This window comes from Aquirufa avitistagni (assembly GCF_042715545.1).
Classification (GTDB): Bacteria; Bacteroidota; Bacteroidia; order Cytophagales; family Spirosomataceae; genus Aquirufa; species Aquirufa avitistagni.
The window spans coordinates 496,633-522,783 of the sequence record NZ_JBBKXZ010000001.1 but is presented as its reverse complement, the minus strand read 5'-3'; the positions used below and the strand labels follow the sequence as shown (position 1 = coordinate 522,783).

Genomic DNA, 26,151 nt, shown 5'->3' with positions numbered 1-26,151 from the left:
GAATCATAGACAGGGGGATAATTTAATTATCGAGATTTTAAATCCTAATTATCTTAATTCGATTTTATTAAGATAGTTTGAGTAGTTCCCTCCGCACATAAAATGACTAAATGAATATAGAAGACTTTTTTAAATTTAAATCTTATTTAATATGGTAAATAAAGAGTATAAAAAATATTTAATTGCATTGCAAAAAAAATTGCATTCAGATTTAGATATATTTTTCGAAAGTATACCTAATGAAATTCTTAATCAAAAAGAATTTATTGAATATGCGATTCAATTAACAGGTAAAGCATATAAATATGCTTCGATAGAAATAAAAGATAATAAAGAAACCTTGCTAAAGGCATTGAAAAATGATGAATGGGGAACTTTGAATGAATGTATACCTGATACATTAATCAATGACCAAGATGTTTTAAAACTCGTTATTCAAAACCTTGGTTCTCTAAAGTATTTATTTGAAAAACTTGATTTGAGTCAAGAATCAAGCCAATTTCATGTTCTTGAAAGTCTAAAAAAGGATGTAAATCGTTTCAATGATATTCCCGATGTATTAAAAAATGATAGAAGTTTTTTTATAAGGGCGGTACAAAGTAATGGTGAAGCAATGCATTATGCAAATGATTCTTTTAAAGATGATGAAGAAATTGTGTCAGAAGCAGTTAAAACAGATGGTAATGCGTTATTTTATGCAACAGTTAGGGTGCAAAAAAATAAATCAATCGCAATGGCAGCTGTTAAAAGTGCTGCGACCGATAAGAATGGTGCGTATCAAATATTTAATAATATACAATATCTTAGAAGTGATAAAGATTTAATTAAAGAAGCAATAAAAAATGGAACTGGTCCGCAAGGTGCTAAAGGAGTTTTTGAATTTATTATAGATGAATATAAAGATAATATCGATTTTGGCATCGAATTATTAAACCTAAATCCTAATTTAATTAAAGATGATAAGTTTATTAATGCATACATAACTCATACCACTTTTATTACATTTTTATTAAATAATTTGATTAATAATTACGATGGTACATTTTCCACAATCCCACAAACAATAGTTTCTAAAAATTCTAGTAACATAGATGTAATTCTTTTAACACTGGAGTTCATTAAAAATCAAAATAGAAATTATTTTCAAAAAACTTTTCAAGTTATTGATCAAAAAATAAAAAATGACCTAGAATTTTTTAAACGTGCCGCTGCTATAAATGGCTTGTTTTTAGAATATGGTGGTGTGAATGTAAAAAATGATTATGAAATTGCTTTAGAAGCTGTTAAAGAAAATGGGATTGCTATATATTTTGCAAGTGAGGAATTACAGAAAAATGAAACTTTGATTTATGCTGCCATAAATAATGGGGCTGGAACTAAAATTTTAAGTAAAGAATTATCTACGAAAGATAATCTTACTGTTGCATTATTGAACCTACCAGACCCCTTTCAAAAAAATTCGAATCAAAGATATTGTTCTATTAGTAATGCAAGTCCAACTTTAAAAGATGATAAAGAGTTCTGTTTATTTGCTGTTAAATCAGACGGTTCAAATGTTCAGTATATTTCTGATAGATTACTTGAAGATTCTGAATTAATTGAAGAAGCCTTTGCAAATTCAAGAGGTTCAAATCTATTCTTTTTAGATCATCGATTAAGTGTTTTTAATGATAAAAAGGAATTAGTTTTAAAAATAATTAAAAATGGAGCAGCACCTTTAGATTATGTTTCAAATAATTTAAAAGATGACATTGATGTAGTAATAAATGCAGTTACAAATAATGGTTCACAACTAAAATTTGCTTCCGATCGACTAAAAGATAATCAACAAATTATATTAAAAGCAATTGAAAATGATTCAAAATACTTTGAATATGCATCAAATAATATTAAATCAAATGTAGAATTCATATCTAATGTAATTATTAACACTAAATATCATATTCGAGGTAGAACTAGCCCAATTTTAATAAGAGAAAATCCAGATGATTATAGGTTCATGCCAAATCTCGAATACATTTTCAAATATTGTTCGGAACAAATTCTATCAAATAAAGAATTGATGATTCAGGCGGTTAAACAAGAAGGTTCACTTCTTGCATTTGCCTCAGAAGTACTGAAATCAGATAAAGAAATTGTTTTGGCAGCCCTACAGAATAGACCTACAAAAGAAATATTAATGTTGGCATCTAAAAAGTTACAAGAAGATTTAGATTTATTAATTTTAACATTAGCGGAATAAAACATGAAGCAGAACTTTGGGCGATGGTTATCTTTTGGTTGTATTGGAAAAGTGCCCATAGATAATTATTTTTTGTATTGAAGAATTATTTTTTTTAAAATTGTTTTATGTAAATTATTCATTTTAAAGTTAAAAAATATAAAAAAAATGTTAGAGCTTAATTTTTTAAACGAACTAATTGGTTCAGAACATGATTGGTTTAAGATAAATGAAATAGAAATTGTAGAAGAAGAGTTCCAAATAAAGCTAGTTGATAAACACAACAAATTAAGTGAAACAGTTGTATATCTAAAAAGAGAAGTTGATGAAAATTGGGGCGGATATCTTTGTTACATAAAAAGTCCAATAAGTAAAACATATTTATTTGAAGAATATCTTGAGACTCCGCAAATGTTTATGGTTGGAATTTCTTCATTATTTTAATTTTAAACAGAAGGAAAGTTATGGCAACATCACAGGATTTATTGGAAATCCAATTTATTAAGGTTGGTAATTGGAGTTTAAACGATAATAATGAGCTTGGTTATTCCATCGATAATTCATCGTCTTTAATAATTAATTTCCCGAATATTTTATATGCTTTTGTTCACGAGATGGAAGTAGGAGATAAATTAATGTATTTAGGAAAAACAACAAAAAGTTTAAAGCAACGATTTAGTGGGTATCTAAAACCTGGTTCTGGACAGCAAACAAATATTCGGGTAAATGATAGGATTATAGATTTGTTGAACAAAGGAAATAAAATTTCAATATATGTTTTTAAAGATATTGAATGCCTACAATGGTCTGGTTATAACTTGAACCTTCCAGCGGCTCTTGAGGATTCTTTGGTTAATAAATTTTCGCCTGAGTGGAATATACATGGTAAAAATAAAATTTTATCTTCAACAGCCGAATTGGAAAATTCAAATATTGCTAATGTTGAAATTGATTCGAGTTCGAACTATGAATTTATATTTGAGATAATATTGGGTGAAACCTATTTTAATAAAGGATTTGTTAACCCCGGTATAAAAGCTGATGAATATTTTGGTGAGCATGATCAAATTGTAACCTTACATTTAAAAAATGGTGAAATCTTAAAATCTAAAATCGATCGAAATGCTAATGCTAATAAAACAACAAGGTTATTTTTTAAATCTGATCTCGTTAATTATTATAAAAAGCATTATGAATTAGGGCAAAAAATCAGTTTTGGCATTATTTCAAAAAACCAATTAGTTATTCTTTCTTAAATACCTTTTATAAATAAAAAAATAAAAGACGACTGTTTCATATCATTCGATAGAAAAATATATATTCAATTATCATTTTTCAAATTGCCACTTTTGGGCAGTCACATATCTTTCCTTTGTGATATTAAAACAAAGAAGATATGTCCAAAGATCATTTACAAGAATCTAATACCCTTATTTTTTTAGAGGAATTAATAAAATTAGACCAAGATGTCCTTGTTGAAGGGGATAATGTTGGGCTAAATTTTAAAGATTTCATTACCAGATTCGCAGGCTCACTTCCTATCAACCCATCTGAGACTTTAGTGTTTCTACTGAGTCTTCATCTGAATAACAAGATATCTTTCTACCTAGATGATGATTCGAGACAAAAAGAAGTTTTAGTTAAATTGAAGCCGGATAAACTTTCTGACTCATCCCTGATAGAATTCTTTTCATTCATGCCAATTTTGGATCGTATGGCAAAAGAAGTGGGTGTTTTAAAAGCCATGCCTTCAGCAGTTGTTGATTTTTTCTTAAATAAATTTTACGAAGAGCCATGTTGTAAAATACTAAAGGAATATAATCTATCAGTGGTTGAGTTATTTGCCTATCTACATTCACTAGGCAATTTTATTTCCTTTAATACTAAGACATTTGAGCTTAACCTTCTAGCTAGATACATGTCCAAAGTATCTTTTTTAGAGTTCTTTCATTACGTTTCAAATGGTTCTTCACTGTTAATAAATGAAAAGCTATGGATTGCAAAACCTGATCGATTTTCTGATGAAGTTAGTGTCAAATTGACTAATAAGAGTTTATCTATATTGTTTCCTGAATGGGAAATAGACCAGGATCCAAGTAAAATCAAGGTTACAAACGATAAATTTCAAGAAGGTTTTGTCCTCTACCAGCCTGAAGAGCTTTCAAATATTCCACTTTACTATAACGCCCAAAATCAAAAGTTTAAAGATAGAATCGATTTAATTCTAAATAATACCACTAAGGATAAGTTATCAGTGAATTCTATAAGTATGATGATATCTGGTTATCCTGGGACTGGTAAAACTGCTTTTGCAAAGAAGCTCTGTAGAGATTTAGGTTTAACATTGATGTATGTTGAGGTTAGTGAAGTTCAAACTAAATTCATTGGAGAGACAGAACAAAATGTTCATAAATTATTTACCCAGTATCGGAAGCTGTGGGAGAAAAGTGAAAAACCTATTGTTTTACTTTTTAATGAATGTGATCAACTATTTGGAAAGAAGATTCAAGTGGAGAAATCATCGGATATGTACTTGAACGCCATCCAATCACAATTATTGAATGAGATGGAGAATTTCACAGGTATCCTTATTGCCACCTGCAACAGTACAGATAATTTTGAAGAAGCTTTTAAGCGACGTTTTTTATTTCATACAGTTTTTGAAAAGCCAGATTTTGAAACACGAAAGAAAATTTGGTTGGGTTTAGATGGCGCTTGGAATAATAACTCAAAAATGCTAGATACAATATCTCAATATGAACTTACGGGTGCTCAAATAGATAATGTACTCAAAAAAATGAGCCTCTTATCAACCATAGATAATTCTGTACAAGATCAATTACTATTTGATTTAATTGAGGAGGAGGACAATATTTTTGTAGGTAATAAAATCGGCTTTTAAGTTCAATTTTGTACTATTTACCTTTAAATAATTATTTACTCAAGGAAAAGATAATTTATCTTAAATTAACTTATTCGATACTTTTAAAATTATTGAATGACAAATATTAAAATCAAATCACTCTATTACCCAGGTTCCGGCGTAGACTTTTCTACTGTTAAGTACTTTATTGAAAACTCTAGTATTGAGACATTTTATTATAGCGATTATTTAAATCGAGATATTAGACCAGAATCGATTCTCAGTCAAATGAGAGAACAATTGAGTGGACATAACATCAAATATATTGCTTCGCTCCATCCATCATATTTTAATCAAACAGATTGGGAGGATTATTGGTGTCAAGAATCAGATGGCCAAACCTTTTCTGGTCGGAAAGAAAACTCATTCATTTCGCTTTTTCGAATCGAGTTTTTAGGTAAAGTTTTTGAGCTATATTATTTTGGTACAGAAGCAATCGAAACTTACCGGGTATTAGTTGAAAATAATATCAACATTGATTTAGTCATTACTCAAGATCATGGTTTGGGAGGACTTTGGACCACTTTTTGCAAAGGCTCTTATTTAGAGGCAATCGCTCGTGTAAATGACAAAATGCCTAGTTATCTATTGGTAGGAGAACATATGCCCGCTTGGGAGGGATATAACAGAATATCAGAACCATTTGGTGTTTTTGGCGTTCATGAGCATCCACGAATTATGTATGAACTAGATTCAAAAAGTGTTGATTTTTTTGAATTCAAAGAAAGATATACTCGGCTTTATAGAAGAAATTTAAACTCAAATAATTAACAAATGAATAACTCAACTGCTTTTTTTCCAGAAATTGATTACAAATATTGGTTGTCTAAGTATGATTGGAATATAGTGTCTTCTATCAAACGTAAAATAACATTAATGCAAAATAAGGGATGTATAAGTACAGAAATAACAACTGCAAATATTTCAAGTGTAATTGAATCAGAAATAGATGATTATTTAAAAAAGAAAAATAACACCAACCTAAAAGATATTTGTGCGCTAATTCAAACATGGGGAGGTTCTTCAGCAAGACAATATTCGCCACTTATTTATGATAGCTGGGAGCTTAACTCTTATGAGGACAAATACTTACATTTCGTGGAGTTGATAATAAAAAATAAGCCAGCAGACGCTTATTCCTATTTAATTAACGGAGGAAAGCCAATTATTAAAGGACTTTCATATTCATTCATTCCTAAACATATTTGTTTTTGGACAGGTAAAGGTGATAGAACTAATGGAACACCAATTTTGGACGATGTTATATCCAAACTAGTCTACTCAGAAAAAAATTCAAGCAAAGTTAATTATAGTGCGTTCTTAACTGGTTTTGAATCTTTTGCTCATTCAAAAGGTATGAAATCCTCAGAAGTTGAAATGGCTTTATTTGCATTCTCAGGATATTATTGGGGAACAGGAAAAACAGCAACTAAATCATTCAATCCTCAAATTGATAATAAATCAAAAGATTTTGAACAGGCTAATCTAATTGCAGAACGTTATCTGGCTAATTTGAAGTCAAAAAGAAATAGAAAAAAAATCTCTGACTTATAAAATGAATGCCACTTTCTGGCAGTCTTATTTAATAACATCGTACTGTTAAACAAAAAGTCATAAATGACATTTCATAGATTTTTACCTGAGAAAGATTCAATCGAGCTTTATATAGGCTTTATAAGAGCTGGTAGTGGCAGATCAGATGTTTTGATTGACTCAAATACTTATTTACAAACAGTTCAAAAACATGAGATGGATATTGAAGCCTACCTAAATGATGTATTAGATAAACTGGGGATTTTTGCTGTGGTAAAAACTAACAGATATTCTCTTCCATACGATAAAGAAATCTCTAATTTTCAGAAGAGACGTGGGCTTAATTATAACACCTTTGATTTGCAACAATTTGTTCGGCAAGTCGTAATGGAATTGTTAACGTTAAATGTAAAAAAGCTCCGCTATTACGTCATTGGAGATCTAATTTTAGAGAAAGATAGTTCAGCGTATGGCTATTCAAATTCAATTTTGGTCAAATTTCGTTACACTATTCATGATCAATTTGAAAATTAAGGCTAAAAAAATAAAGCTGCGTGCCTATCAAAATCAGATTTCCAAATTGCCCACTAATTTGTCAAGAAGCACATCTCCGAGAAAAAAGGATATGATTCATCAATAACATGATGATTCCAGATTAAGAAAAAGGTGTTGAAAGAAGCGTGATTGGCAAAATGAATGTACCGCTACCTTGCATTGATAGATTTAAATCATAGTTACGTTTCGCGAATGTAGCCTTATTTCGCGTTTTCAGAGATTAGTGAAAGTACACGTGTTTTTTTCGCAGGCCAACCAGCCCACTTGCCAAGTCAATCCACGCAGGGGTTCAATAACGGTAAAGTCATCACTGCGCCCATCCGAAAAAGCAAGGCCCTTAGTGATAATCAGTTCCGTCACGTTTTCAATGACATTCCAATTCATCGCCCCGAAACGAATTAAATGTTCGTCCTCCGTGAGTGAGTTCGCAGGCATGTCTAGGCGATATTGCGCTAAGCCACCCGAATATTTGGCATCCAAAATGGATTTGGGAATGATTAGATTAATGAATTCGAGGTGGATCATAATTTAACCTACATAGTGTTGTTCTACTTCCGGAAGTATCTCAAACTCTTCCCCATTCCAAATGGCAAGACCACCTTCTCTACGTTTGGTTTGTTGACCACTTAAGTTTTCGAGTAAATCAGGGATGTAAACGAGTTCGCCCACTTCAATAGCTGCCGGTACGACATAAGCACCCCAGCCCGACCGATTTCTATCCACATCCATGGGAGACCAGGGAATAATCATCTCGTACCCTTCTTGAAGATAACTGTGGATAAAGCTTCGTTGATAAACCTCAATCGTATGCCCCCGCTTATCCTGCAATAGCGCATAGGTATGAAACTTAGCGTTTCGATCGACGTGTTTAAACAACAATTTCACCCCACAACTAATGAGGGAATTCGCTTGATCAAGATCTCGAACGGTAGCGATGTTTCGAAAAGGTTTATCCAACATGGTGTGTGAGTCTAATATTTTTTTGCCCCACATGAATGTGGATACAAGCATTAGGATGACTTTTTAAATGTGAACGAAGACTCTCCGAGGTTTCAAAAACCGTCTCCATGATCTCAGAATCACAACTAGTACACAAACGATTTTTAGTTCCTATCAGGAAACCAAATTCATCCCATTGTTTGTTTAACTGGCATTCCAGTCGTTTAATTAAACGACCTTCCTCATCAAAGAGCTCTTTGGTTTTGGGATTAAATTGCATCATACGTTTTATACTAAAGTTACCTCGCCCGGCATACTGCGAATAATCCGATGCACCGGATCCATCGAATGAACGGTCACATCTAAACGCCAGCTCCCATCCGCCTGCTCCGTTAAGTACTTAACCGTATCCGGATAATCATCCCGCAGCCAAAGCTGCGCACGCATCGATAAACGCAATTGAATCGGGAACGACTCCTCCCCTTCATTGAAACCAAACACATCGGGATTCAACAACTTATGCATCGACGTAAATTGAAAGGAATCTGCCAACACCTCTATCGACCCCATCCGCTCAATCTTGAAATACTTATTCTGCTTCGACTCCACCTCAAACGCACACAAATACTGATAATTCGAGGTAAAACCAATGGGTTCCACGAGGCGGTCGGTAATGGATTCGGAGCTGGCCGACTGGTATTTCAGCAGCCGTAATTGATGCTGAGAAGCGATGGACTCATTAATCTGTGCGACTAATTTGGCCAAATGCCCCGATACAATGTTGTTAGAAAGGATATTGGACACCTCCATCGAAGGCAATTTAGCCTTGATGGAAGCAACCAATGGGTTATTTTTAACAGAAACAGAGAGTACTTCATGAATGAGCTGGGCTTCTTCCTTCGTAAAAGGATCCACGATTTGGTCGCCGCCCAACGAGAATTTATTGTGCATATCCTTCGTCACTTCAAAACCGAGTTCAGCCAATAAATCCAAATACCGGTAGGTAGAACGCTCGGAGACTTCGAGAGATTGGGAAAGCCGACGAATCGTTTTGGCTGGGTACGTTTTCAAGAGTGTAATCAGCTTGAAAACGCGAAGAATGCGGTGTTGATTAAACATAATTACCTGTTAATGAGCTAAAGCTAGGTATATTTTTGATTCACAAGGAACGCATGACTCTATATGACAAAACAAATTATCTAGCGGTGACCTTATTTGACAAAACTATTTATCTATTTCGAATCATGAAGTCGAAAACATCCCCCAGCGAAGCAGTTGCCCCATCAAAAACAGCCTATATCCGCTCACTCATGGCCGGTGATTACCAGCTGTGGTGTATCGTGCTCATCTTAAATGCCATTGGGTTTTTGGTGCAGTTTTCAGCCAAGAGCAAGTACCACCTAGGCGGAGCGATGGAACCCCTCTCCTATTTAGTCAAGAACGGCATTATATTGATTGCCTCCTTACTCATCATGTCGTACATATCGCGTCAAGATTATGTCCGACTGACACGTTTCAACAATCTAGTACTTTTTGCCTCGTGGTTGCTGATTGGTTTTGCGTATGTGTTTGAACCATCCAAAGGCGGTGCGAGCCGGTGGATCGACATCGGACCTATCAGTTTCATGCCGTCCGACATGGCGAAACTTGCCTTGATCATTAGTCTGTCTAAACTATTCGCCACCAAACAAGCTAGCCCAGATGCCTACAGCAAATGGACTTTGGCGACTATTTTATTCCAAGTAGGAACTACGTGTTTCCTTATCATGCTTTCCAATTTCTCTACCAGCATCCTCATTGGCGGCACCAGCTTCGTATTGATGCTGTTTGGACGCGTGCCCTGGCGATCCATTTGGATTGTGGTCAGTGTCATGGTGGGACTGGGTATAGGCGTGGTGGTACTAGGTATAGGCCAAAGAGCCGAAACGGTGCAGAGCCGGATTAAATCCTACATCAAACGTACCGTAGGAAATGAAAAAGGCAAGGAAGAATCGTCCGATAAAGATGAGGGCGAAAACTACCAATTGCATCAAAGCCAAATGGCCATCGCCACAGGCGCCCTGCAACCCCTCGGCCCCGGAAAATCACAGTTTAGGTACTTGCTCTCTCAAGCCGACTCAGACTTTATCTATGCGACCGTGATTGAAGAATATGGAATCATCATGGGCCTATTTCTCCCCTTTGTGTATTTGTGGTTACTCATGCGGGGCATCCGTGTCATTCAGTACAGTGCCAAACCCCTCGGTGGTTTACTCTCCGCCGGGCTCGCGTTCTCCCTGGTGGTACAGGCGTTTATCAATATGTTTGTGTCGGTGGGTGCGATTCCGGTGACAGGCCAACCGATGCCCATGATTTCAGCGGGAGGAACGTCCTTGATATTTACGGCGATTAGTATGGGTTTGATTATGTCGATCAGTAAAGACAAGGAATTGCATGCTTAAATAATCAATCACAAAAATGCACCCCACCCAGAATCTTCCCTGCAGCATCCGCCTCTCGAATTTGTTTAATCAATCCGGGATCATCACTTGGCGAGATAATTACACGACCACCAATAAAGTTTAATCTGGAAGGTAAATTCCGGAACCCTGAATGAGCTAGTATAAAATCGCCTTTAATCACTTCTAGATTGGGAACACTTCCTTCATTAATGGACAAATTGCCATACACATTAAAATCACCACCAATGTGCGTTAAACTAGGTAATTGAATCATAGGACAAAGATTGTGAGGATCTTTGTCACATGGAGTCATTGTGATGATTCTGACCTGAATTGTCAACTAATTTAGCAGATTTTGCCAAAATGCAGATCTTCAATTGGATGATGTAATCGCTCAAATGAATCGTATGAAACACTTACCCAGCGACCATGCTCGAAACGAAAAGTATAGATTGTTCTTGCATGATAATCTGACAAATTATGCATGACTATTTCCAATTTATCTCTTTCTCGAATTTGCAGGTCCACGTCAAATACATCTGTTTCTTGAAGGCGAGTTTCGAGTATTTGTTTATTGGAAGTATAATCCGTAAGTACATAATCAAATGGAATCATCGCCTCCCCCACCACTGGAAATGGATATTTTTTCCCAACACGATAAAGTAACCAATAGTGAGGCAACTCATTGTATGATTTATTGGTGCAGGTACAAAATTTGATTTTATTACTTATTATACACACGTGAACAAAAAAATATTGAACAAAATCATCGAAACAATTAATTTAAAAGTCAAATGAAAAAATTGAATTGAACCTTAACTATCTTTTATTACCCATGGGCGTATAAATTATTTTAACCCATTTTTTATTTTTCTTATTTTTCAACTTTTTGTCATAGCCCTTCAATTGATTTAATTTGTTATTTTTTTTTGATTCTTTTGATTTTGATTTACTAATAAACCAATCAGTCATTTTATCAGGGCTTATATCATTATGCATTTGAATAAAATGAATTGATAACTCCTGAGGTGTGTATATTGATTTATCCTTACAAAATGGACATTCGTATTTAAATATTAATTTTTCCATCCAATTTCTATAATTATAACTTGTATTTAAAGAAGGATTCGGTTTAAATACCACTTAATTTTAAAAATGGTCCAAGGATTTTAAATTTAATTATTTCAGAGATTTATTTCTCTTGAAAAACAGACTACTTTGACCTAATATAAATTAATTTACCTAGACCATGTTTCGCTATTTCATCATAAACATCACCGCTGTAGGTACTCATATGCTTTTTATGTTTATTGAGCAAGCCCACTTTTCTTTTCGCTTCTTTTTGCTCAACTTCTTTACGTTCTTGCGCTTTAATTTCACCCAATCTTTTTTGAAAGAGGGGGAACAGCTTTTTGTATTCTTCATCACTTAATTTTGCTTTACCCTTTATACTTATTTCTTTTTTTGAGCAAATTGTCATCAATTCTAAACGTGTCAAATTCAATTTTATACACAAATTTTCAATGTTAGTGGGGAAAGTTGTTTCATATGTAATTTGAATAAGTGGCTTTGATACCTTTTTCTTCTTTTCTGATTTAGGATATGGATTTCTGATTTTTTCGAGTTGGAACTTCTTTTGTTGTAGTGGAACAACCACACGCTGCTCAGGGTGCTCTTCTAAAATTTTAAATTTCAATAATTCTAAATTCAGCAATGAAAATGCCTTTTTTCTTATCTCTTTATCAGGATAATTAGCCTCGATAGTAAGTTTAAGGAACTCTAATTGCTCCGAATCAAATTGATTTTTTAAGAAAAAATTATGAAGCTCAGGAAATCCTTGAAGCAAATTCATATTAAATGATTTTAAATTATATTATTATTCAAATGGAATTACCACTCACTATTTACCTTGGAAGCTACAGTCAACATGATTTCAATTATATCATCACTATTCTTTAAATCTTCAATTAACAATTCTCCTATACGAGGATAAAATTCATATTTAACTGAGTAATTAAGTTGAGTACTTTTAATTGCCGCAAGTTCTTCTACTAACCAACTTAATGCTGATGCATGTATCGAATAAACAACAATATCCCCACTATAAAATGGCCTATCAGGCTCATCTGTGATAATTAGATTGGCTCCGCCAAAATGCTGAAATTCATTTGGAAATTGTCCTTTAGAAATTTTTGTTTCCAGTTCAAATATGTCTTTAGATTTTAATCCCTGATAATCCATTTTAAATTGTTTTTTGATTTAATAAATTCTTATAATAGCTAGCACTCAAATAATCTTTTGCTTTTAATAAATGATCTAAATAATCTTTTTTAGGAAAAATGCCATCTGCAATTTTATCTTCAAAGGCAAAATACACATATGCAAGAACCTCAATTCCATTGAAATCAAGACTTGTCAATTTTCTAAAGTAGTGTTTTCCTTCAACTCCTTCACATTTATCTAATTTTTCAAGAATTTCAGAATTACTTGCATCAAATTCATATAAAATTCCTTCAACTACAGAATATCTTTTCTGCATAACATTAGCCGCTGCGGATTTGTCAAGTTTTAATTTATTAAATTTTAGCTCATGATTCTTCAATATTGCTCTTCCTAAAATAGAAACATTGGTTGCACCAACTCGATTTTCCAATCTAACTTGGTTCATATTAGATCCATAAGCAAAATAGTATGATGAACAATTTAAAAGTATTTGCCTTATCTTCTTTATACAATTGACCCAAATAACATCTTCCCATTCAGCATTAAGTAAAGCGGACTTATAATTTTCCAAAACCACGATAATTGATTCTAAAAACTTATTAGCATTGATTGTAAAATCATTATAAAGTTGGGCATCATTTTTTCTGGTGATTCGCCAATTACCTGTTGTCTCACCTTGATGAAGGATCCCACAACGAACATGTTTGTAAAATTCGACTGCGTATTTTTTTAGACTTTCAAAAGTTGCCTCACGTTCAAAAAAAGACTCAAATACTTTTTGTGATCTAATACTATCAGTGCGTCCAAGACGAAAATTTTCATAAGACTCAATTAGCAAGCTACAATTAGCTAAAATATTAAATCCATTTTTATATTGAGATTCTACATGAATTAATGGCAGAATATACCTTTCTGATAATCTATCGAAAACAAAATTGGCCAATTCAACCTTATCTTTAGTATGCAAAAAGGCTTCCAATTCCCCTAAAGTTGTTTTACTGTTTAATTTAAAAGTTGACTTATTCATAGTTATTTTTTTGTATAAAAACCAAATGGAACTCAAAATAATAGTTTTATGATAAAAAAAATATAAATGTGAAAGGCTAGTACCAAATTGTAAATTAATGGTGCCTGATTGAAATCCATCTAAATTGCTCGCACTTTAAGAACTTCCGGGTCTCAAGTATTCTTTTTAAAAACTTGATTCCAAAGTAATTCAACTTCAGCATACTTTTCATCCTCAATTTATTGAAGTTCTTGAATAAGCATAAGAACTTTTTGCTGAGCCAAAACATCAAACATAAAACAAAGACAAATAGCAAGAATAATTCAGCGCTTAAGAAACATTTAGATAGGACCGTTTACTAATTATTTTAGAAATATTCCAAATCGCAAATGGCAGTCGCAAATTAAAGAGATTGTGAGATTGTCAAATAAAATAAAATCCCAAATGGCAAGATTTCTCTGACAGTTAAAGTCAAAGTAGGAATATTTAAATCAACAAGAGTGCAAATTTGAGCCAATGAATTGAATAAATGGAAGAAAATCCTAAATTTAACAATACTAACTAGTGGATATAAAAGATAGGTAGTTAAGCGATGTTTTAGTAAAAGTTTTAGAATTATAATACCAAATTCGAAGATTTGATTCTAAAGCTATTGAAAAATTGATTTATCGGTATAATCTGGTTTATTCAATAACAAAAAGTATAATTATAGAATTAGAAGAATTAAGCGGAATAATTAATATAAGTTTCAATTAAAAATAATATTTATATACAAATTATTTTAAATGAAATATGACTTAAATTCAAGTAGATCATTATTGAAGCCTTTTTATGGAGAAAATGATAGAACTCTCAAGTTAGAGACAATCAAAATCATTAGTAAACCTTATACGACCCAAAAACCGTTTCAAGGAATAAATGAAAAATCCTCAAAGCAAACAGTTCAAATTGAAATTCGTCGAGTAACCTTTAAGCTGAAATTATCAAAGTCAAAAGTTCTGAAAATCCTGAAAGATAAGTTAAAGATTGATGGCATAGACCTCCAAAACTTATATTTTTTTTCGTTGAGAAGAAACGTGAAAATAAAAAAAAAGATAATGAACTTGAATTGATTAAAAACAAAAATTTACATTTTAAATAAATCATCATATATACTTGCAGATAGCCAATCAATGAAAAATTCAAATATAGTCGATGAAGAATTTCAAGGATTAGATTTATACGTAGTTGAGAATACATACGTACTTTCAGCATTTTATTCTTTTTCCAATAAAATAAATTCCTTGCACAGATTTTGGATTAGATCTCAAACATTAATCCAGCAGGATTTCTCACAGCAACTAAATAATATTAAGAATTTAGAATCCGAAATATTAAAAAACAAAAATGATATTCCTGATTATATAGATGTTGAAGAATTAATATTTAATCAAAAAGAGTCATTAACTGAAGAATTAAATTTTGATCAAAATTATTTTGTTCAACACATAAGAGCCTCAATAATTGTTTTTACCTTAAGTCTTTTGGAGGATATTTTAAATGAAGTCGCAAATGGCGTAGCTGAAGAATTAAAAATTAAAGTACAAATACCAGAAGGCAATTATTCCACAATAAATAAATATTTGGATTGGCTTAAAATAAATAGCTTGAATATAGATTTAACAGAATCAGAAAAATTAAAAATTGACTTAATAAGAAGAATAAGAAACAACTTTATTCACTCCATCAATAAAAAATTGCCTTATTATTTGCAAAATTCCCTTAAAGAACTGTTTGATGATTATGCGAGAGAAGGGTCAATTACATCAGATAAATTGGTCGAAAAAACATTAGAGCAGGTTTGTCAAATTGTTAAAAAAATTGAAATCGAATACATTAAATTCTATAAAACTTCAAAGAAATAATGGAAATACGATTAGAAGGTAAAATTAAAGCTATTGTTAAAGACTTCGGCTTTATTCACTGTGAAGCCTATAACTTCGATTATTACTTTCACAATTCGAGTTTAACTGAAGATGTGAATTTTCAAATTGGGGATTCTGTTAGTTTTAGCTTAAGAGCAAATAGAGGCCGAGAGGGTAACCACGCCCACCAAATAATAAAAATTGAGAGTTCTAAAAAATACAACGATAAAGTTTATGAGAAACAGAAATTGAAATTTTATTTTGATTCTCGTGATGATATGCTTTTGGGTTTAAAGCACATCAGAGAAAAGCTGACTATTCAAAAATCTAAGTGTCAATCAAATTATAATGAACCAGAGTTTGTAATTGAAGAAATTGATAATCTTTTAAATGTCATTAACGATTTATTCGATGGGCCATCTCCAAATATAAATGATATTTCATTTGAGGAAATTAATCTTTCCACTGACAAGGGATTAACTACAAATAGATATGATAAAAATTATTGGAAAAATTCATTTAATCTTCAAAATTTCGGAAACGATGTTCAGGCAATATCAGCTAGAGAAATAGAGAAAGGCAAGTTTAATGATTTCTCTATTATATGGCATGAATGGAAAAATAACAAAAGACAGGTTTTTAATTCTGGCTACATAAAAGGTTTTTTCAATTATTCATTTTTGGAAAAAGGAGCAACAACTCAAACTTCTGTTTATGACACTCCCCCTCCAGTCGCCAAGTGGAAATTGAATAAAATAGAACAAAAAGGATATTATTTTTTTATAACCTCAGCACCTGTTAGAGAGGTAGCACAATCAAGTTCAGTCCCTGCTTTACCACCTAAATTAGGTGTTTTAGAAACGGTTGAAAGAATATTAGATAAAAATAGAAATAATACAGAATGGCAAAGGGAAATTGATCCAGCCAGGGTAAATAAAATCAAACAATTCATTGGTGAATCCACAAATATAGTAGCGAATACACCTATGTTATTTATTAATGACGAGTCCGCTATTTCAATAAATGGAGATTATTTAGAAATTGATTTTGGCAAATTTTTACAAAAACAAACTTCAGGTGAATTTAACGGTCAATATATAGATCGAAAAGCCCGTGAAGAAAAAGATGAGTTTGGCAATATAGTATATGATGATTACAGGCCATTTTGGATTATTGATGGACAACACAGAGTTAGGGGAATACATTTAAATGAAGATTCACAAGAATTGCAAATTCCTTTAATTGTATTTCCTAGAGACTTTAGTATGTCTAATACAGCTAAAGTATTTGCAGAGATAAATACATTGCAAAAAAAACTCGATCCACTTCATGAGCTTTTTATGCAACATAGGTTTTCTATAGATCATCCAACAAATATTAAAAGAAAATTCAAAGATTATAAATCAGTTTCAAGAGAAGAAGCTGAATTAAATGGGTGGTCATTGGATGATTGGGATCACTCAAGAGCAAATCATTTAGCTTATGAAGTGCTTGCTAAACTTGCAAAGAATGGACCACTAAAAGACAGGGTTCAATTCCTTCCTCAAAATACTGATAGTCAGTCATTTTATATTTCTGCAGACCAATGGGTTAATTATGCGAGAACATTGTTTGAGAGAAAATGTTATAAATACAAGTATGGAATAATAGAAGATTATATAGTTAACCCAACTGAAAATGAAAAATCTTTAGATATTGTTGAGTTTTTTTATTTAGAATTAAATAATTATTTCAAAGCATGGGTTGAAACATGTAACCATAATGAATGGCCAGATAAAAGAAATAGATGGGTTAATGAATCAAAAGGAAAGGCATTAATTCAAAAAAAGACTCACTTTATTTTATTAATTGAATTATATAGTTTGATTAGAGACTTGGCCCAAGAATATAAAATTAAATTTTCTTTGTTTGGCGTCATCAAAGTTGAAGAATTTATGGAAATATTAAAGCCATTTAAATGGGTAGATTGGCAATCAAAAGAGCTAGAAGATACATATCCCGGGAGTGGCGAAAAAGGTAGACGTTCACTAGAAGTTTGGATGGCTGATGCAATTTTAAATAAAGAACAATTTTCTAATTTTGAAATCTTTGATTCAACAATAAAGTCATTACCTGGTAGAGGAATTAATTCAGTTTTAGGAATTCCATCTTTATCAATAGTTTCTAAAAATTTATGGCCCACTAAATCAGAACCAGTCATTTTTAAATCAATTAGACCGTGGAATGCAAGATATGAATCATCTTGGAAGGTATCTGATGATAATCAAGATATAAAAGCTGAAATGAAAATTTCAACTTCAAAACATTTAAGTCCAACTGAAGTAGAATTTGTACTTAAACATGAAAATTATATGGATGATGTTAACTTGAAATATTTAGAAATTAGGGTAGATTGGAAAAATTCTCATACTCAAACTGGCAAAAATATAATATCAATTTCAAAACTAATTTAATTGGCTATATATTTCAATAAATCATTTTTTAAGTTGGAGTTTAAGGAATGGGTTTTTTCTAATATGGAGTTCCATTCTACTTTTGTAATGTCATCTGTCAACAAAGGTTTAGGGACATTTTTAAATTCATATATTTCTAAGGGTTTTAATTCATTTAATTGAAACATAAATTTATCGTTAAAACATACCTTACCTCTTAATTTTAATTTTTCTTCAAATAATAACACCAAATTTTCTGGCAATTTATCGTAAATATTTTCTACTAATTCATTATTGCTTTTACCTGACTCATTTATCGATATGCATAAACTTGCTAGATACCCCTCGACTCCACTTTCATTTGTTACCTGGCTGATGTTTTGAAAATGATGTTGCCTGATATTTTCTGTTGTTGTTTTTACTTCAATTTTTATCTTCTTAGAAGTGAAATTAAAATCAATTATACTTCTAGAACTTATTCCTTCCCAAGCATTTACTAGATTAACTAATGAATTTGGATTATTTGAAATAGTAATTAAAAAATTAAGTAAGTAAAGTTCTCCCCAAGCACCAATAATTTCGAAAAACTCATAATTTTCTTTTAAAGTGATCTGTTCAATTTTATTTAACGCAAGTTCTATTTCACTAATTTTGAATTGATGATTATTTTCAAATCCCTCAAATATTGTGCTGAAAGCAGAACAAAATAAAATCGAATCTATATTGGTATTAGAGTTTATTACTAAGCAGTGCTTCAATTTGTTCTTACTTTTCAAATCTTCTAACTGAGATTTCCATTCTACATTTATGTTTCTGTATGTGTAGTTAAAGGTCCCAAGAGTATTCGTAATCAAAAAGCCAAATTGATTTTCTTGGTTTTTGAAAATCCACAAATTAGTCTCATTTAATTGTCTCAGATTATAAGAATCCTTATTTGAATCTAAACTAACCCACAAGGTGTAAATATTGAGTTTCTCTTTATTCATCTTAAATCAATCGATTAATATTTTCAATGTGTTTTTCACATTCAGTACTATTCTCAATTACTATTTGTAATACATCTCGATTATATCTTGTTGAAAAAATAGGCCCCCCTAGTGGTGTAGCTATGGAAAATGTAATAAGGGGGACTGTCATATCTGCTTTTATAAAGCCCGAATCATTTTCATTAAAAAAAACCTTTTTGCCATTAAATTTACCAATATAATTTGCTTGAATTTTATAAAATATAAATAGGATACCACTTGATTTTGGTCTTCTTAAATTTTTTATTTCATAATTTGCCGAATGAAAATTTTCTGGAAAATCAATTAGAAAATCTCCACAATATTTGATTTTTGATTCTTTTGAACTTTTACCTCCTCTGAAAGCAGACAAAGAATTTGTAGTCGCATTTTTGAAATCTTCTTCAGTTTTAAATTCATTTATTACTCCATTAATTTTTCTAGATCTTTCTCTAGGAATATTATTTTCATCACTATCAAAAATGGCGATATTTATATCTGGGAAATTTCGAGAATCGAATTCTCGCCATTTTTCTAAATATTTCAAATATCTACTTGGCGAAATGTTTAAGGAATCATCTGAAACTTTTAACTTTTGAAAGAAATCCAAAAAATCGTCTATTGGAACCTTTCTATAAACAGTTGCTCTATTATGTTCTATTTTACCAACAATATTTTTCTTTAGTTTATTTAAATAATTTTCAAGTAACGCGTGATTTTCTAAAAAATTCTCATGCTTTAAGTGTTGTAATAGGTCAACGGTTATTCCAGAATATGATTGAGTTCCAGTACCACTATTCCTCATTTTTGAAGGACTGGTACTTTTAAATAATGGACTATTCGATAAGTATAATAGAAGGCATTTGTTAGGGATATTATGAAATATATGGTATTTAAATTGATCCCTTAGTTCTCTATCTGATTCTGAAATATTCTGAAACAATTCAAAAGAATGTTCTTGCATATATACCGTTTGAAGGTCAATAGCGTTTTTTTTGTGGCCAAACCAACGACACATTTGTAGATTGGTGTCACCTAAACTCATAACTTGTGATCTAACAAAAATGGTGGTACTTAAATTTTCAATGGTTAAGCCACGAGACAAAATATTTCCACCAACAATAATAGAAGCTTTTTTAGGGCGATCTTCCCTTAAAGCACTATCGTATTTCAAAATTGTCCCCTCGTCAATGTCTGAATTAATTAAATATAAATATTTATTATCAGTACCATTTATTGTCTTACCCGTAATTATTAATGCATATTTTATAAATACTTGCAAAGAATTTGCTTCTGGTACTTGAAGTTCAAACCTTTTTGATTTTTCTAATTGATTTTGGTAGCATTTTAAAAATGTATTTGATTCGCTATTCCAATTGTTTGCAATTACATCTTGAAATTCATTATTTACTTCTTGCCACAACTTATTAATTAATTCAATGATATGTGTTTGGTTTTCATTTATGTACGCCAAATTAAACATCATGGAGTGGTAAGGAAAGGGTTTGTAGCCCATACCCGTAAATCCTGTAGCATTTAATTCAATTTCTTCAATTTCTTGTATCGTAGGAAGAGACCGTTCAAAGAAGCCTGCTTTTTTACAAGAAAGAAAATGTCTATACCATCTAATCGAACATCCAATAATGAAATCTATTATTGCAATTTTAAATTCAGGGCATGAACTATCTCTGTGTGATTTATTTTCTATTAATTTTATTACGTTTTCTAATTCTATATCAGATAGTTTTTTGTCATTAATAACTTCATTTGAATCAGGTTTATAAATTCCTTTTTTGATTCCATCCTCTTTTTCAATGTGAGGCCATGCATTTTTTCCGATTATAGATATTAGTTGATTAGGGAATTTTTCGAAAAATTCTTCTAATCCTAAGTAACTTGAAGTCTCACCATTAGTGTTTCTATGAGGCTCAAGAAGCCAAATAAAATCTTTAGGATAACCAATTAACTTATGTGGATTTGCACCAATACAAGCTTGAGGTGTCGCAGTATATGCTACATAACAATTTTGAGTTATTGTTTCTCTTATATTACAAAGCAGATTGTGAATTGTACTTCCTTGTCCCCTAATAGATGTATCCTGACTGGCGAAATCAGCTTCATCATCTAAAATCATAGTTTTAAAATCGGTAGCAAAATTATGGTCTACTATTCGACCCTGATTACAAGCTTGTTCTATATCTTTTAAATGAGATAATAGTTTTTTTAAGTTATTTGATTCCTTTTTTATGCAAATTATAATTGTTTCACTCTTGTCCCTTAGCGTCCATAAATCTACGCCATTATGTTGCCCTCTAGCTACTTGACTATAATCGTCTTTTAGAGTTGTGATGCTTCTTATCTTATCTTGAGAATTATTTGAATATCCTCCGTTATTTAAATTAAAAGACTCATTAATTCTTTTTTGAGTTTGATTTCTTAAACTTTCCTTATCTCCTGATAAAACAATAAATAGTCTATATCCTGCCGATTTTGCAAGCCCCATTAATGTCATCATACTAGCAGTTTTACCACTTTGAACCATCCCATATACTAATCCTTGTATATTTTCCTGCCAGTCTTTAGGATTATTACATCTTCCTAAGATGTGCATTGAATGAAGTTCAATTTCTTTCTTAACTTCAAGCGGCATAGCCCCTATAGAGGGAAGAACTATATTTTTATAAAATTTATTTGTTGAAATATTATTTCGATCGTTAATGTTGTTTAGCCACCCAAACTCATTTAAATCACTTAAGGAATAGCTTATTGAATCAGTGTACTCTGAATTAGTATTAACATCCCCAAATTCATTAATTTCTTCTATGTTGAGAGGAATGTATTCTATTGGTTTTGGAAAAATTTCTTCCAATTCATTTGTATCGAAACTCTCAATTGGACCGTAAAATTCATTAATCCAAATCAGAAAATTTTCGTAAGCTGTGACTTCTGGATACAAGAGAAGTAAATTATTCGCTTCTCTTATGAATTGCTTTTTCAATAATTCGTTCATAAGTAATGAATTAAATAAATTTTATTATGTTAGAAAGAATCTCAACGATTTCATTGGATTCCAACTTATTCATTGAATTATTAATATTTGTTCTTAAATCTTTCCCTCCCAATTGTTCAAAAGTTAGTGGAGTTTTGAATTCTCTGTACCATTCATAACTTGCCAAGGACATCTCTTTATTATTTGGACTTTTATAAATAGTTATATTATCTATTTTGGCAATTCCTATAAGCCTGCAATCACCTAAATTCAACTTAATAGTTGTTTTTTTATTTAAATTAAAAATCAATAAATCACCAACTTTAATTTGTTTGCCATTGGGAATACTTGTAGGATAATCATAATGCTTACCCTCTTGATCATTATAAGTTGAATCAGGATTTTGATTTACTATGAAAATATTCATATGTCAAATAATTGATTATAAATGTATTTAGCATTCAACCAAAAACATCGTTTAGGTTGAAAAGTGTTTTGTGGTGTAATTAATACGTCATGATTATTTCTCCCTTTAGTTCTAACATGACAAATAAAATCATTTTTTAAAGTAATAAAATTACTATAGTCTCCGGTTTTGATTACTTCTTTAGTGTGCTCCCAAAATCTACTGGCATATTCTAAATCATCATTACTCATTTTCCAAAAAATGATTTCTTTAAATAACAAATCATCTTTATCATCTTTGTCAGAAGTAAAAATTGCGAATAAAAATTCCTTATTTAATGATTTATATAAACTTGAATCCTCCCAATTTTCTTTTAAGATATCACAATAACTTATCTGACTAAATGACAAACTTTCCTTCAGAATATTATTTTGTATTCTGATAGATTTAATTAAAAAATTTCCTAAAACATCTTTTGGAACTTGATTAATTATTCGTTTGATGATTACACTATTTATGTTCTTAGGGATTCTACCGTTAACAGAAACACCCAATTCAGTTATTAACTGGCTTTGGGTCTTAAATAAGTACTTATTAAAATAATTTGTAAGCACCTCTTTTTGAATTTCAATATCAGAACCTTTCATTTACATTATATATAACAACTATTCAATATAGGAATAATTGATTTAAACTACTCAAAGATTACGTTTATAGAATTCTATTTTTTAGTAATTCTTCTGTTTTTGATATTACTTTATTTATTAGTATTTTTAAAATACTTGATACCTTATCTTGCAATACGCATAAAAAATATTTCAATTTTTGATTAATGAAAAATAAAATTAAGGTCGCTGAATTATTTGCAGGTGTAGGGGGATTTAGAATTGGATTGGAAGGATATAATGGCAATTCAGCTTCATCTGAATATACTGAAAAAATTGATACTATTTTTGAAGTAATTTGGAGTAATCAATTTGAACCATCAACTCCCAAAAAGCAACATGCATCTGAGGTCTATGAAAATAAATTCAAAAAAGGTGAGCATTCCAATGTAGACTTATTTGAGGTTCTTACTAATAATTTTGATACCATTCCTGATCATGAATTACTTGTTGGAGGTTTTCCGTGCCAAGACTATTCTGTAGCTACTACACTAAGAAATTCGAAAGGACTAGAGGGGAAAAAAGGAATGTTATGGTTTTATATTAGGGAAATTTTAGAACGAAAAGGCAAAAATAAACCAAAATACATTTTTCTGGAAAATGTTGACCGTTTACTTATTTCTCCATCTCGCGATAAAGGGAGAGACTTCGCTGTAATTCTAAGTAATTTAAATTCATTAGGATATGCAGTAGAATGGAGGGTAATTAATGCTGCAGAATATGGAATGCCTCAAAGAAGAAAACGTGTTTTTATTTTAGCCTATTTTAAAGGTACGGACATATATAATGAAATTGAAACATCATTTAATTATCCAGAAGGTTGGATTACATCATCTGGCATAATCTCTAGAGCTTTTCCAGTCAATAAACCAAATGAATTATTTCCAACCAGGCCCTTTAATTTACCATCGGAGGAAGAATTATCTTACAAAAATTTCAATGAAAAAAATATTCGAATATTTGAAAACACAGGAATAATGTTGAATGGCAAGGTCTTTACTTTAAAAACCTATCCAGAGGAATTTAAAGGAAAATCCACTGTACTTCAAGATATAATTATTGATGAAAATGAAATAGGGGAAGAATTTTTTATAGAAAATATAGATAAATGGATTGAGTTGAAAGGCAAGAAAAATACGCTTAAAACAAATAAAGATAATATTTCATATAGATATAGTGAAGGAAAAATGGCTTTTCCTGACCCATTAGATAAGGCTTCAAGAACAATTATTACTGGTGAAGGGGGAAAGTCCCCATCGAGATTTAAACATGTAATTAAACAGTCTGATGGTAGATATAGAAGATTAACGCCTATTGAATTAGAAAGGCTCAACATGTTTCCAAAGAACCATACTAAGCTGGAAGGTATTACTGACACTAAACGAGCATTTTTTATGGGAAATGCACTAGTGATTGGTGTTGTTGAGAAAATCGGAAAAGAGTTAGCCAAACGAATTGAAAATAATCCAAAGATTTAATTACTTATCAACCAAGTAATACTATAATCATAAATGACACACAACGATTAATTATTAGAGCGTTATCTTCATGTGATGGATATTTATTTAAAATGACCTGTTTGATAAAAAGGCATTTTTAGATTTAGTCCCAGTCCTCGTTTTTGTCAATAGTAATTATAAATGTTGTAATAACAAAAAACCCTCCTAATTCACATTAGGAGGGTTTTTAATTTTAATCTGTGGTCGCGTAGGGATTCGAACCCCAAACCTTCTCATCCGTAGTGAGATGCTCTATCCAGTTGAGCTACGCAACCATTCCCTTGTTGGGACTGCAAAGGTAGAATTTCTTTGGTAATTTGAAAAGTCTTCCCTCGAAAAAAATTAAAATAATCACTACTTGCCTTGGAATGAAGCACTTCGCTTCGCCCAAATGGTCACATTCCCCCACCCAAATATTCCTCCTTTGGAATAGCTTAGCAAAAACATAGCTACTAGCTGGGCCCGCACAGATACCCTAGGTGTCATGTTCAAATTATCAGTTTTTTGAGTTGGATATCAATTATTTGTTCCTAGGTTAGGCGATTATAACCTAACCCAACTCACATGAAAAATCAACATCACCAAGTGGCGAAAATCATCTTTTTCGCAATCACCATTTCCGCCATGCTAAGCTCATGTACCAAGGACAAAACATTAGCAACCAAAACCAGCTATCCGGAAAACTCCTCCGTATTTAAATCCGTCACCAAAGAAGAATACCTGAATTCCACCCCACTCGAAAGGCGATTCATTGATCAAATCGACGGCGCCGTACATACATTGGATTTATTGAAAAAAAATAATCCCCAACAAGAATATGAGGCAATACTGACCATCGACAAAGATCCCAACAATAAATTCCATAACTCCATCCTGATTGGAATCGTCGAAAAGAAATCAAGTGGAATGCAGACTGACGCTGAACCAGATCCCGTAACCGATGGAAAATGCCACGTGTGCGGATTAAGCTCTGCCTACAACTGCATCAAAGAGGTCGAGAATTTTATGGATGCCAAAAACAAAGATTCCATCTCCGCCACCATCACCCGAACAGCTGATAATTGCGTAGACATCATCTATCATTAAACAACAAGGGTCAACGATAGCTAACGCTAGGGTTGACCCTTTAATTTTTTGAATGATAGTCTTAGTCGTTTAGTAAGGCCTCTAAATCATAATCCTGCTGCAGGTTCAACCAAAATTTGGCAGAATTTCCGAAAAAGGCAGAAAGCCGCAAAGCTGTATCTGCCGTAACACGGCGCTTACCCTTCAAAATTTCAGAAATACGTGATTGAGGAATAAACAATTCCTTCGACAGGCGATAGCCAGAGATACCCAACGGGCTTAAAAAATCCTCCCGCAAGATTTCTCCTGGGTGAATGTTAGCTAATGTTTTCATGTATAGTGGTTA

At 31.8% G+C, this 26,151-nt stretch carries 26 protein-coding genes and 1 tRNA gene; 12 read left to right on the top strand and 15 right to left on the bottom strand.

The window, feature by feature from the left end; genetic code table 11:
* The first annotated feature begins 151 nt into the window (after positions 1-151).
* From U0R10_RS02155 to U0R10_RS02125, 7 genes are all read left to right on the top strand, one after another.
* A complete protein-coding gene (locus U0R10_RS02155; RefSeq protein ID WP_377982043.1) occupies positions 152-2,242 on the top strand; it encodes a DUF4116 domain-containing protein in 2,091 nt (696 codons plus the stop codon).
* Positions 2,243-2,389: 147 nt separating this feature from the next.
* Entirely contained in the window at positions 2,390-2,665 is a 276-nt protein-coding gene (locus U0R10_RS02150) for a hypothetical protein (RefSeq protein WP_377982042.1), read from the top strand.
* Between the two features lie 20 nt (positions 2,666-2,685).
* Positions 2,686-3,477, top strand: a complete 792-nt coding sequence (locus U0R10_RS02145; protein WP_377982041.1) for a GIY-YIG nuclease family protein — start codon at positions 2,686-2,688, stop codon at positions 3,475-3,477.
* A 140-nt stretch (positions 3,478-3,617) separates the two neighbouring features.
* Positions 3,618-5,123, top strand: coding sequence for an ATP-binding protein (locus U0R10_RS02140; RefSeq protein ID WP_377982040.1), 1,506 nt, complete (start codon positions 3,618-3,620; stop codon positions 5,121-5,123).
* Positions 5,124-5,219: 96 nt separating this feature from the next.
* Positions 5,220-5,915, top strand: coding sequence for a hypothetical protein (locus U0R10_RS02135; RefSeq protein WP_377982039.1), 696 nt, complete (start codon positions 5,220-5,222; stop codon positions 5,913-5,915).
* A 3-nt stretch (positions 5,916-5,918) separates the two neighbouring features.
* On the top strand, positions 5,919-6,698 hold the full coding sequence (locus U0R10_RS02130; RefSeq protein WP_377982038.1) for an 8-oxoguanine DNA glycosylase OGG fold protein: 780 nt from the start codon (positions 5,919-5,921) through the stop codon (positions 6,696-6,698).
* A 63-nt stretch (positions 6,699-6,761) separates the two neighbouring features.
* Positions 6,762-7,211, top strand: a complete 450-nt coding sequence (locus U0R10_RS02125; protein ID WP_377982037.1) for a hypothetical protein — start codon at positions 6,762-6,764, stop codon at positions 7,209-7,211.
* 234 nt (positions 7,212-7,445) lie between these two features.
* Here U0R10_RS02125 and U0R10_RS02120 read toward each other — a convergent pair whose 3' ends face one another.
* The 3 genes from U0R10_RS02120 to U0R10_RS02110 form a co-directional block, all read right to left on the bottom strand.
* Positions 7,446-7,757: a hypothetical protein gene (locus U0R10_RS02120; protein WP_377982036.1), complete on the bottom strand. Its 312-nt coding sequence runs from the start codon at positions 7,755-7,757 to the stop codon at positions 7,446-7,448.
* A gap of 3 nt (positions 7,758-7,760) precedes the next feature.
* Positions 7,761-8,243, bottom strand: coding sequence for a hypothetical protein (locus tag U0R10_RS02115; RefSeq protein WP_377982035.1), 483 nt, complete (start codon positions 8,241-8,243; stop codon positions 7,761-7,763).
* Between the two features lie 216 nt (positions 8,244-8,459).
* Entirely contained in the window at positions 8,460-9,290 is an 831-nt protein-coding gene (locus U0R10_RS02110) for a helix-turn-helix transcriptional regulator (RefSeq protein WP_377982034.1), read from the bottom strand.
* A 125-nt stretch (positions 9,291-9,415) separates the two neighbouring features.
* Between U0R10_RS02110 and U0R10_RS02105 the strand changes: the two genes are divergently transcribed.
* The gene (locus tag U0R10_RS02105) at positions 9,416-10,612 is read left to right on the top strand and encodes an FtsW/RodA/SpoVE family cell cycle protein (RefSeq protein ID WP_377982032.1); all 1,197 of its coding nucleotides are present in this window, start codon (positions 9,416-9,418) and stop codon (positions 10,610-10,612) included.
* Positions 10,613-10,616: 4 nt separating this feature from the next.
* Here U0R10_RS02105 and U0R10_RS02100 read toward each other — a convergent pair whose 3' ends face one another.
* The 6 genes from U0R10_RS02100 to U0R10_RS02075 form a co-directional block, all read right to left on the bottom strand.
* Positions 10,617-10,886, bottom strand: coding sequence for a hypothetical protein (locus U0R10_RS02100; protein ID WP_377982031.1), 270 nt, complete (start codon positions 10,884-10,886; stop codon positions 10,617-10,619).
* 71 nt (positions 10,887-10,957) lie between these two features.
* On the bottom strand, positions 10,958-11,293 hold the full coding sequence (locus U0R10_RS02095; RefSeq protein ID WP_377982030.1) for a hypothetical protein: 336 nt from the start codon (positions 11,291-11,293) through the stop codon (positions 10,958-10,960).
* A gap of 138 nt (positions 11,294-11,431) precedes the next feature.
* Positions 11,432-11,701, bottom strand: a complete 270-nt coding sequence (locus U0R10_RS02090; RefSeq protein WP_377982029.1) for a hypothetical protein — start codon at positions 11,699-11,701, stop codon at positions 11,432-11,434.
* Between the two features lie 124 nt (positions 11,702-11,825).
* Positions 11,826-12,464: a hypothetical protein gene (locus tag U0R10_RS02085; protein WP_377982027.1), complete on the bottom strand. Its 639-nt coding sequence runs from the start codon at positions 12,462-12,464 to the stop codon at positions 11,826-11,828.
* A gap of 38 nt (positions 12,465-12,502) precedes the next feature.
* Entirely contained in the window at positions 12,503-12,853 is a 351-nt protein-coding gene (locus tag U0R10_RS02080) for a hypothetical protein (protein WP_377982026.1), read from the bottom strand.
* Between the two features lies 1 nt (position 12,854).
* Positions 12,855-13,862, bottom strand: coding sequence for a gamma-glutamylcyclotransferase family protein (locus U0R10_RS02075; RefSeq protein ID WP_377982024.1), 1,008 nt, complete (start codon positions 13,860-13,862; stop codon positions 12,855-12,857).
* A gap of 1,151 nt (positions 13,863-15,013) precedes the next feature.
* Between U0R10_RS02075 and U0R10_RS02070 the strand changes: the two genes are divergently transcribed.
* Both U0R10_RS02070 and U0R10_RS02065 read left to right on the top strand, forming a co-directional pair.
* Positions 15,014-15,745 carry a hypothetical protein gene (locus U0R10_RS02070; protein WP_377982023.1) on the top strand — a complete coding sequence of 244 codons (732 nt, stop codon included), beginning with the start codon at positions 15,014-15,016 and terminating at the stop codon, positions 15,743-15,745.
* Positions 15,745-18,198 (top strand): DGQHR domain-containing protein, encoded by a 2,454-nt coding sequence (locus tag U0R10_RS02065; RefSeq protein WP_377982022.1) that lies wholly within the window; start codon positions 15,745-15,747, stop codon positions 18,196-18,198. Before U0R10_RS02070 ends, U0R10_RS02065 begins: the two co-directional genes overlap by 1 nt.
* On the opposite strand, the gene U0R10_RS02060 is transcribed toward U0R10_RS02065, so the two are convergent.
* The 4 genes from U0R10_RS02060 to U0R10_RS02045 are packed head-to-tail and all read right to left on the bottom strand — an operon-like array spanning position 18,195 to position 23,223.
* Positions 18,195-19,163, bottom strand: a complete 969-nt coding sequence (locus U0R10_RS02060) for a PD-(D/E)XK motif protein (protein WP_377982021.1) — start codon at positions 19,161-19,163, stop codon at positions 18,195-18,197. The two genes, U0R10_RS02065 and U0R10_RS02060, sit on opposite strands and share 4 nt — an antisense overlap.
* Before the next feature lies 1 nt (position 19,164).
* Positions 19,165-22,191: a Z1 domain-containing protein gene (locus U0R10_RS02055; protein WP_377982020.1), complete on the bottom strand. Its 3,027-nt coding sequence runs from the start codon at positions 22,189-22,191 to the stop codon at positions 19,165-19,167.
* Positions 22,192-22,201: 10 nt separating this feature from the next.
* Complete coding sequence (locus U0R10_RS02050) at positions 22,202-22,597, bottom strand: hypothetical protein (protein WP_377982019.1); 396 nt, start codon at positions 22,595-22,597, stop codon at positions 22,202-22,204.
* The gene (locus U0R10_RS02045; protein ID WP_377982018.1) at positions 22,594-23,223 is read right to left on the bottom strand and encodes a MutH/Sau3AI family endonuclease; all 630 of its coding nucleotides are present in this window, start codon (positions 23,221-23,223) and stop codon (positions 22,594-22,596) included. Before U0R10_RS02045 ends, U0R10_RS02050 begins: the two co-directional genes overlap by 4 nt.
* A 185-nt stretch (positions 23,224-23,408) precedes the next feature.
* On the opposite strand from U0R10_RS02045, the gene U0R10_RS02040 reads away from it, so the two are divergent.
* Positions 23,409-24,719 (top strand): DNA cytosine methyltransferase, encoded by a 1,311-nt coding sequence (locus U0R10_RS02040; RefSeq protein WP_377982017.1) that lies wholly within the window; start codon positions 23,409-23,411, stop codon positions 24,717-24,719.
* Positions 24,720-24,941: 222 nt separating this feature from the next.
* Here the strand turns inward: U0R10_RS02040 and U0R10_RS02035 are convergent.
* Positions 24,942-25,015: transfer RNA gene (locus tag U0R10_RS02035), tRNA-Arg, on the bottom strand.
* Positions 25,016-25,304: 289 nt separating this feature from the next.
* Between U0R10_RS02035 and U0R10_RS02030 the strand changes: the two genes are divergently transcribed.
* Positions 25,305-25,826: a hypothetical protein gene (locus U0R10_RS02030; protein ID WP_377982015.1), complete on the top strand. Its 522-nt coding sequence runs from the start codon at positions 25,305-25,307 to the stop codon at positions 25,824-25,826.
* A 61-nt stretch (positions 25,827-25,887) separates the two neighbouring features.
* Here the strand turns inward: U0R10_RS02030 and U0R10_RS02025 are convergent, their stop codons facing one another.
* Positions 25,888-26,139 (bottom strand): HigA family addiction module antitoxin, encoded by a 252-nt coding sequence (locus U0R10_RS02025; RefSeq protein WP_377982014.1) that lies wholly within the window; start codon positions 26,137-26,139, stop codon positions 25,888-25,890.
* Positions 26,140-26,151 lie beyond the last annotated feature (12 nt).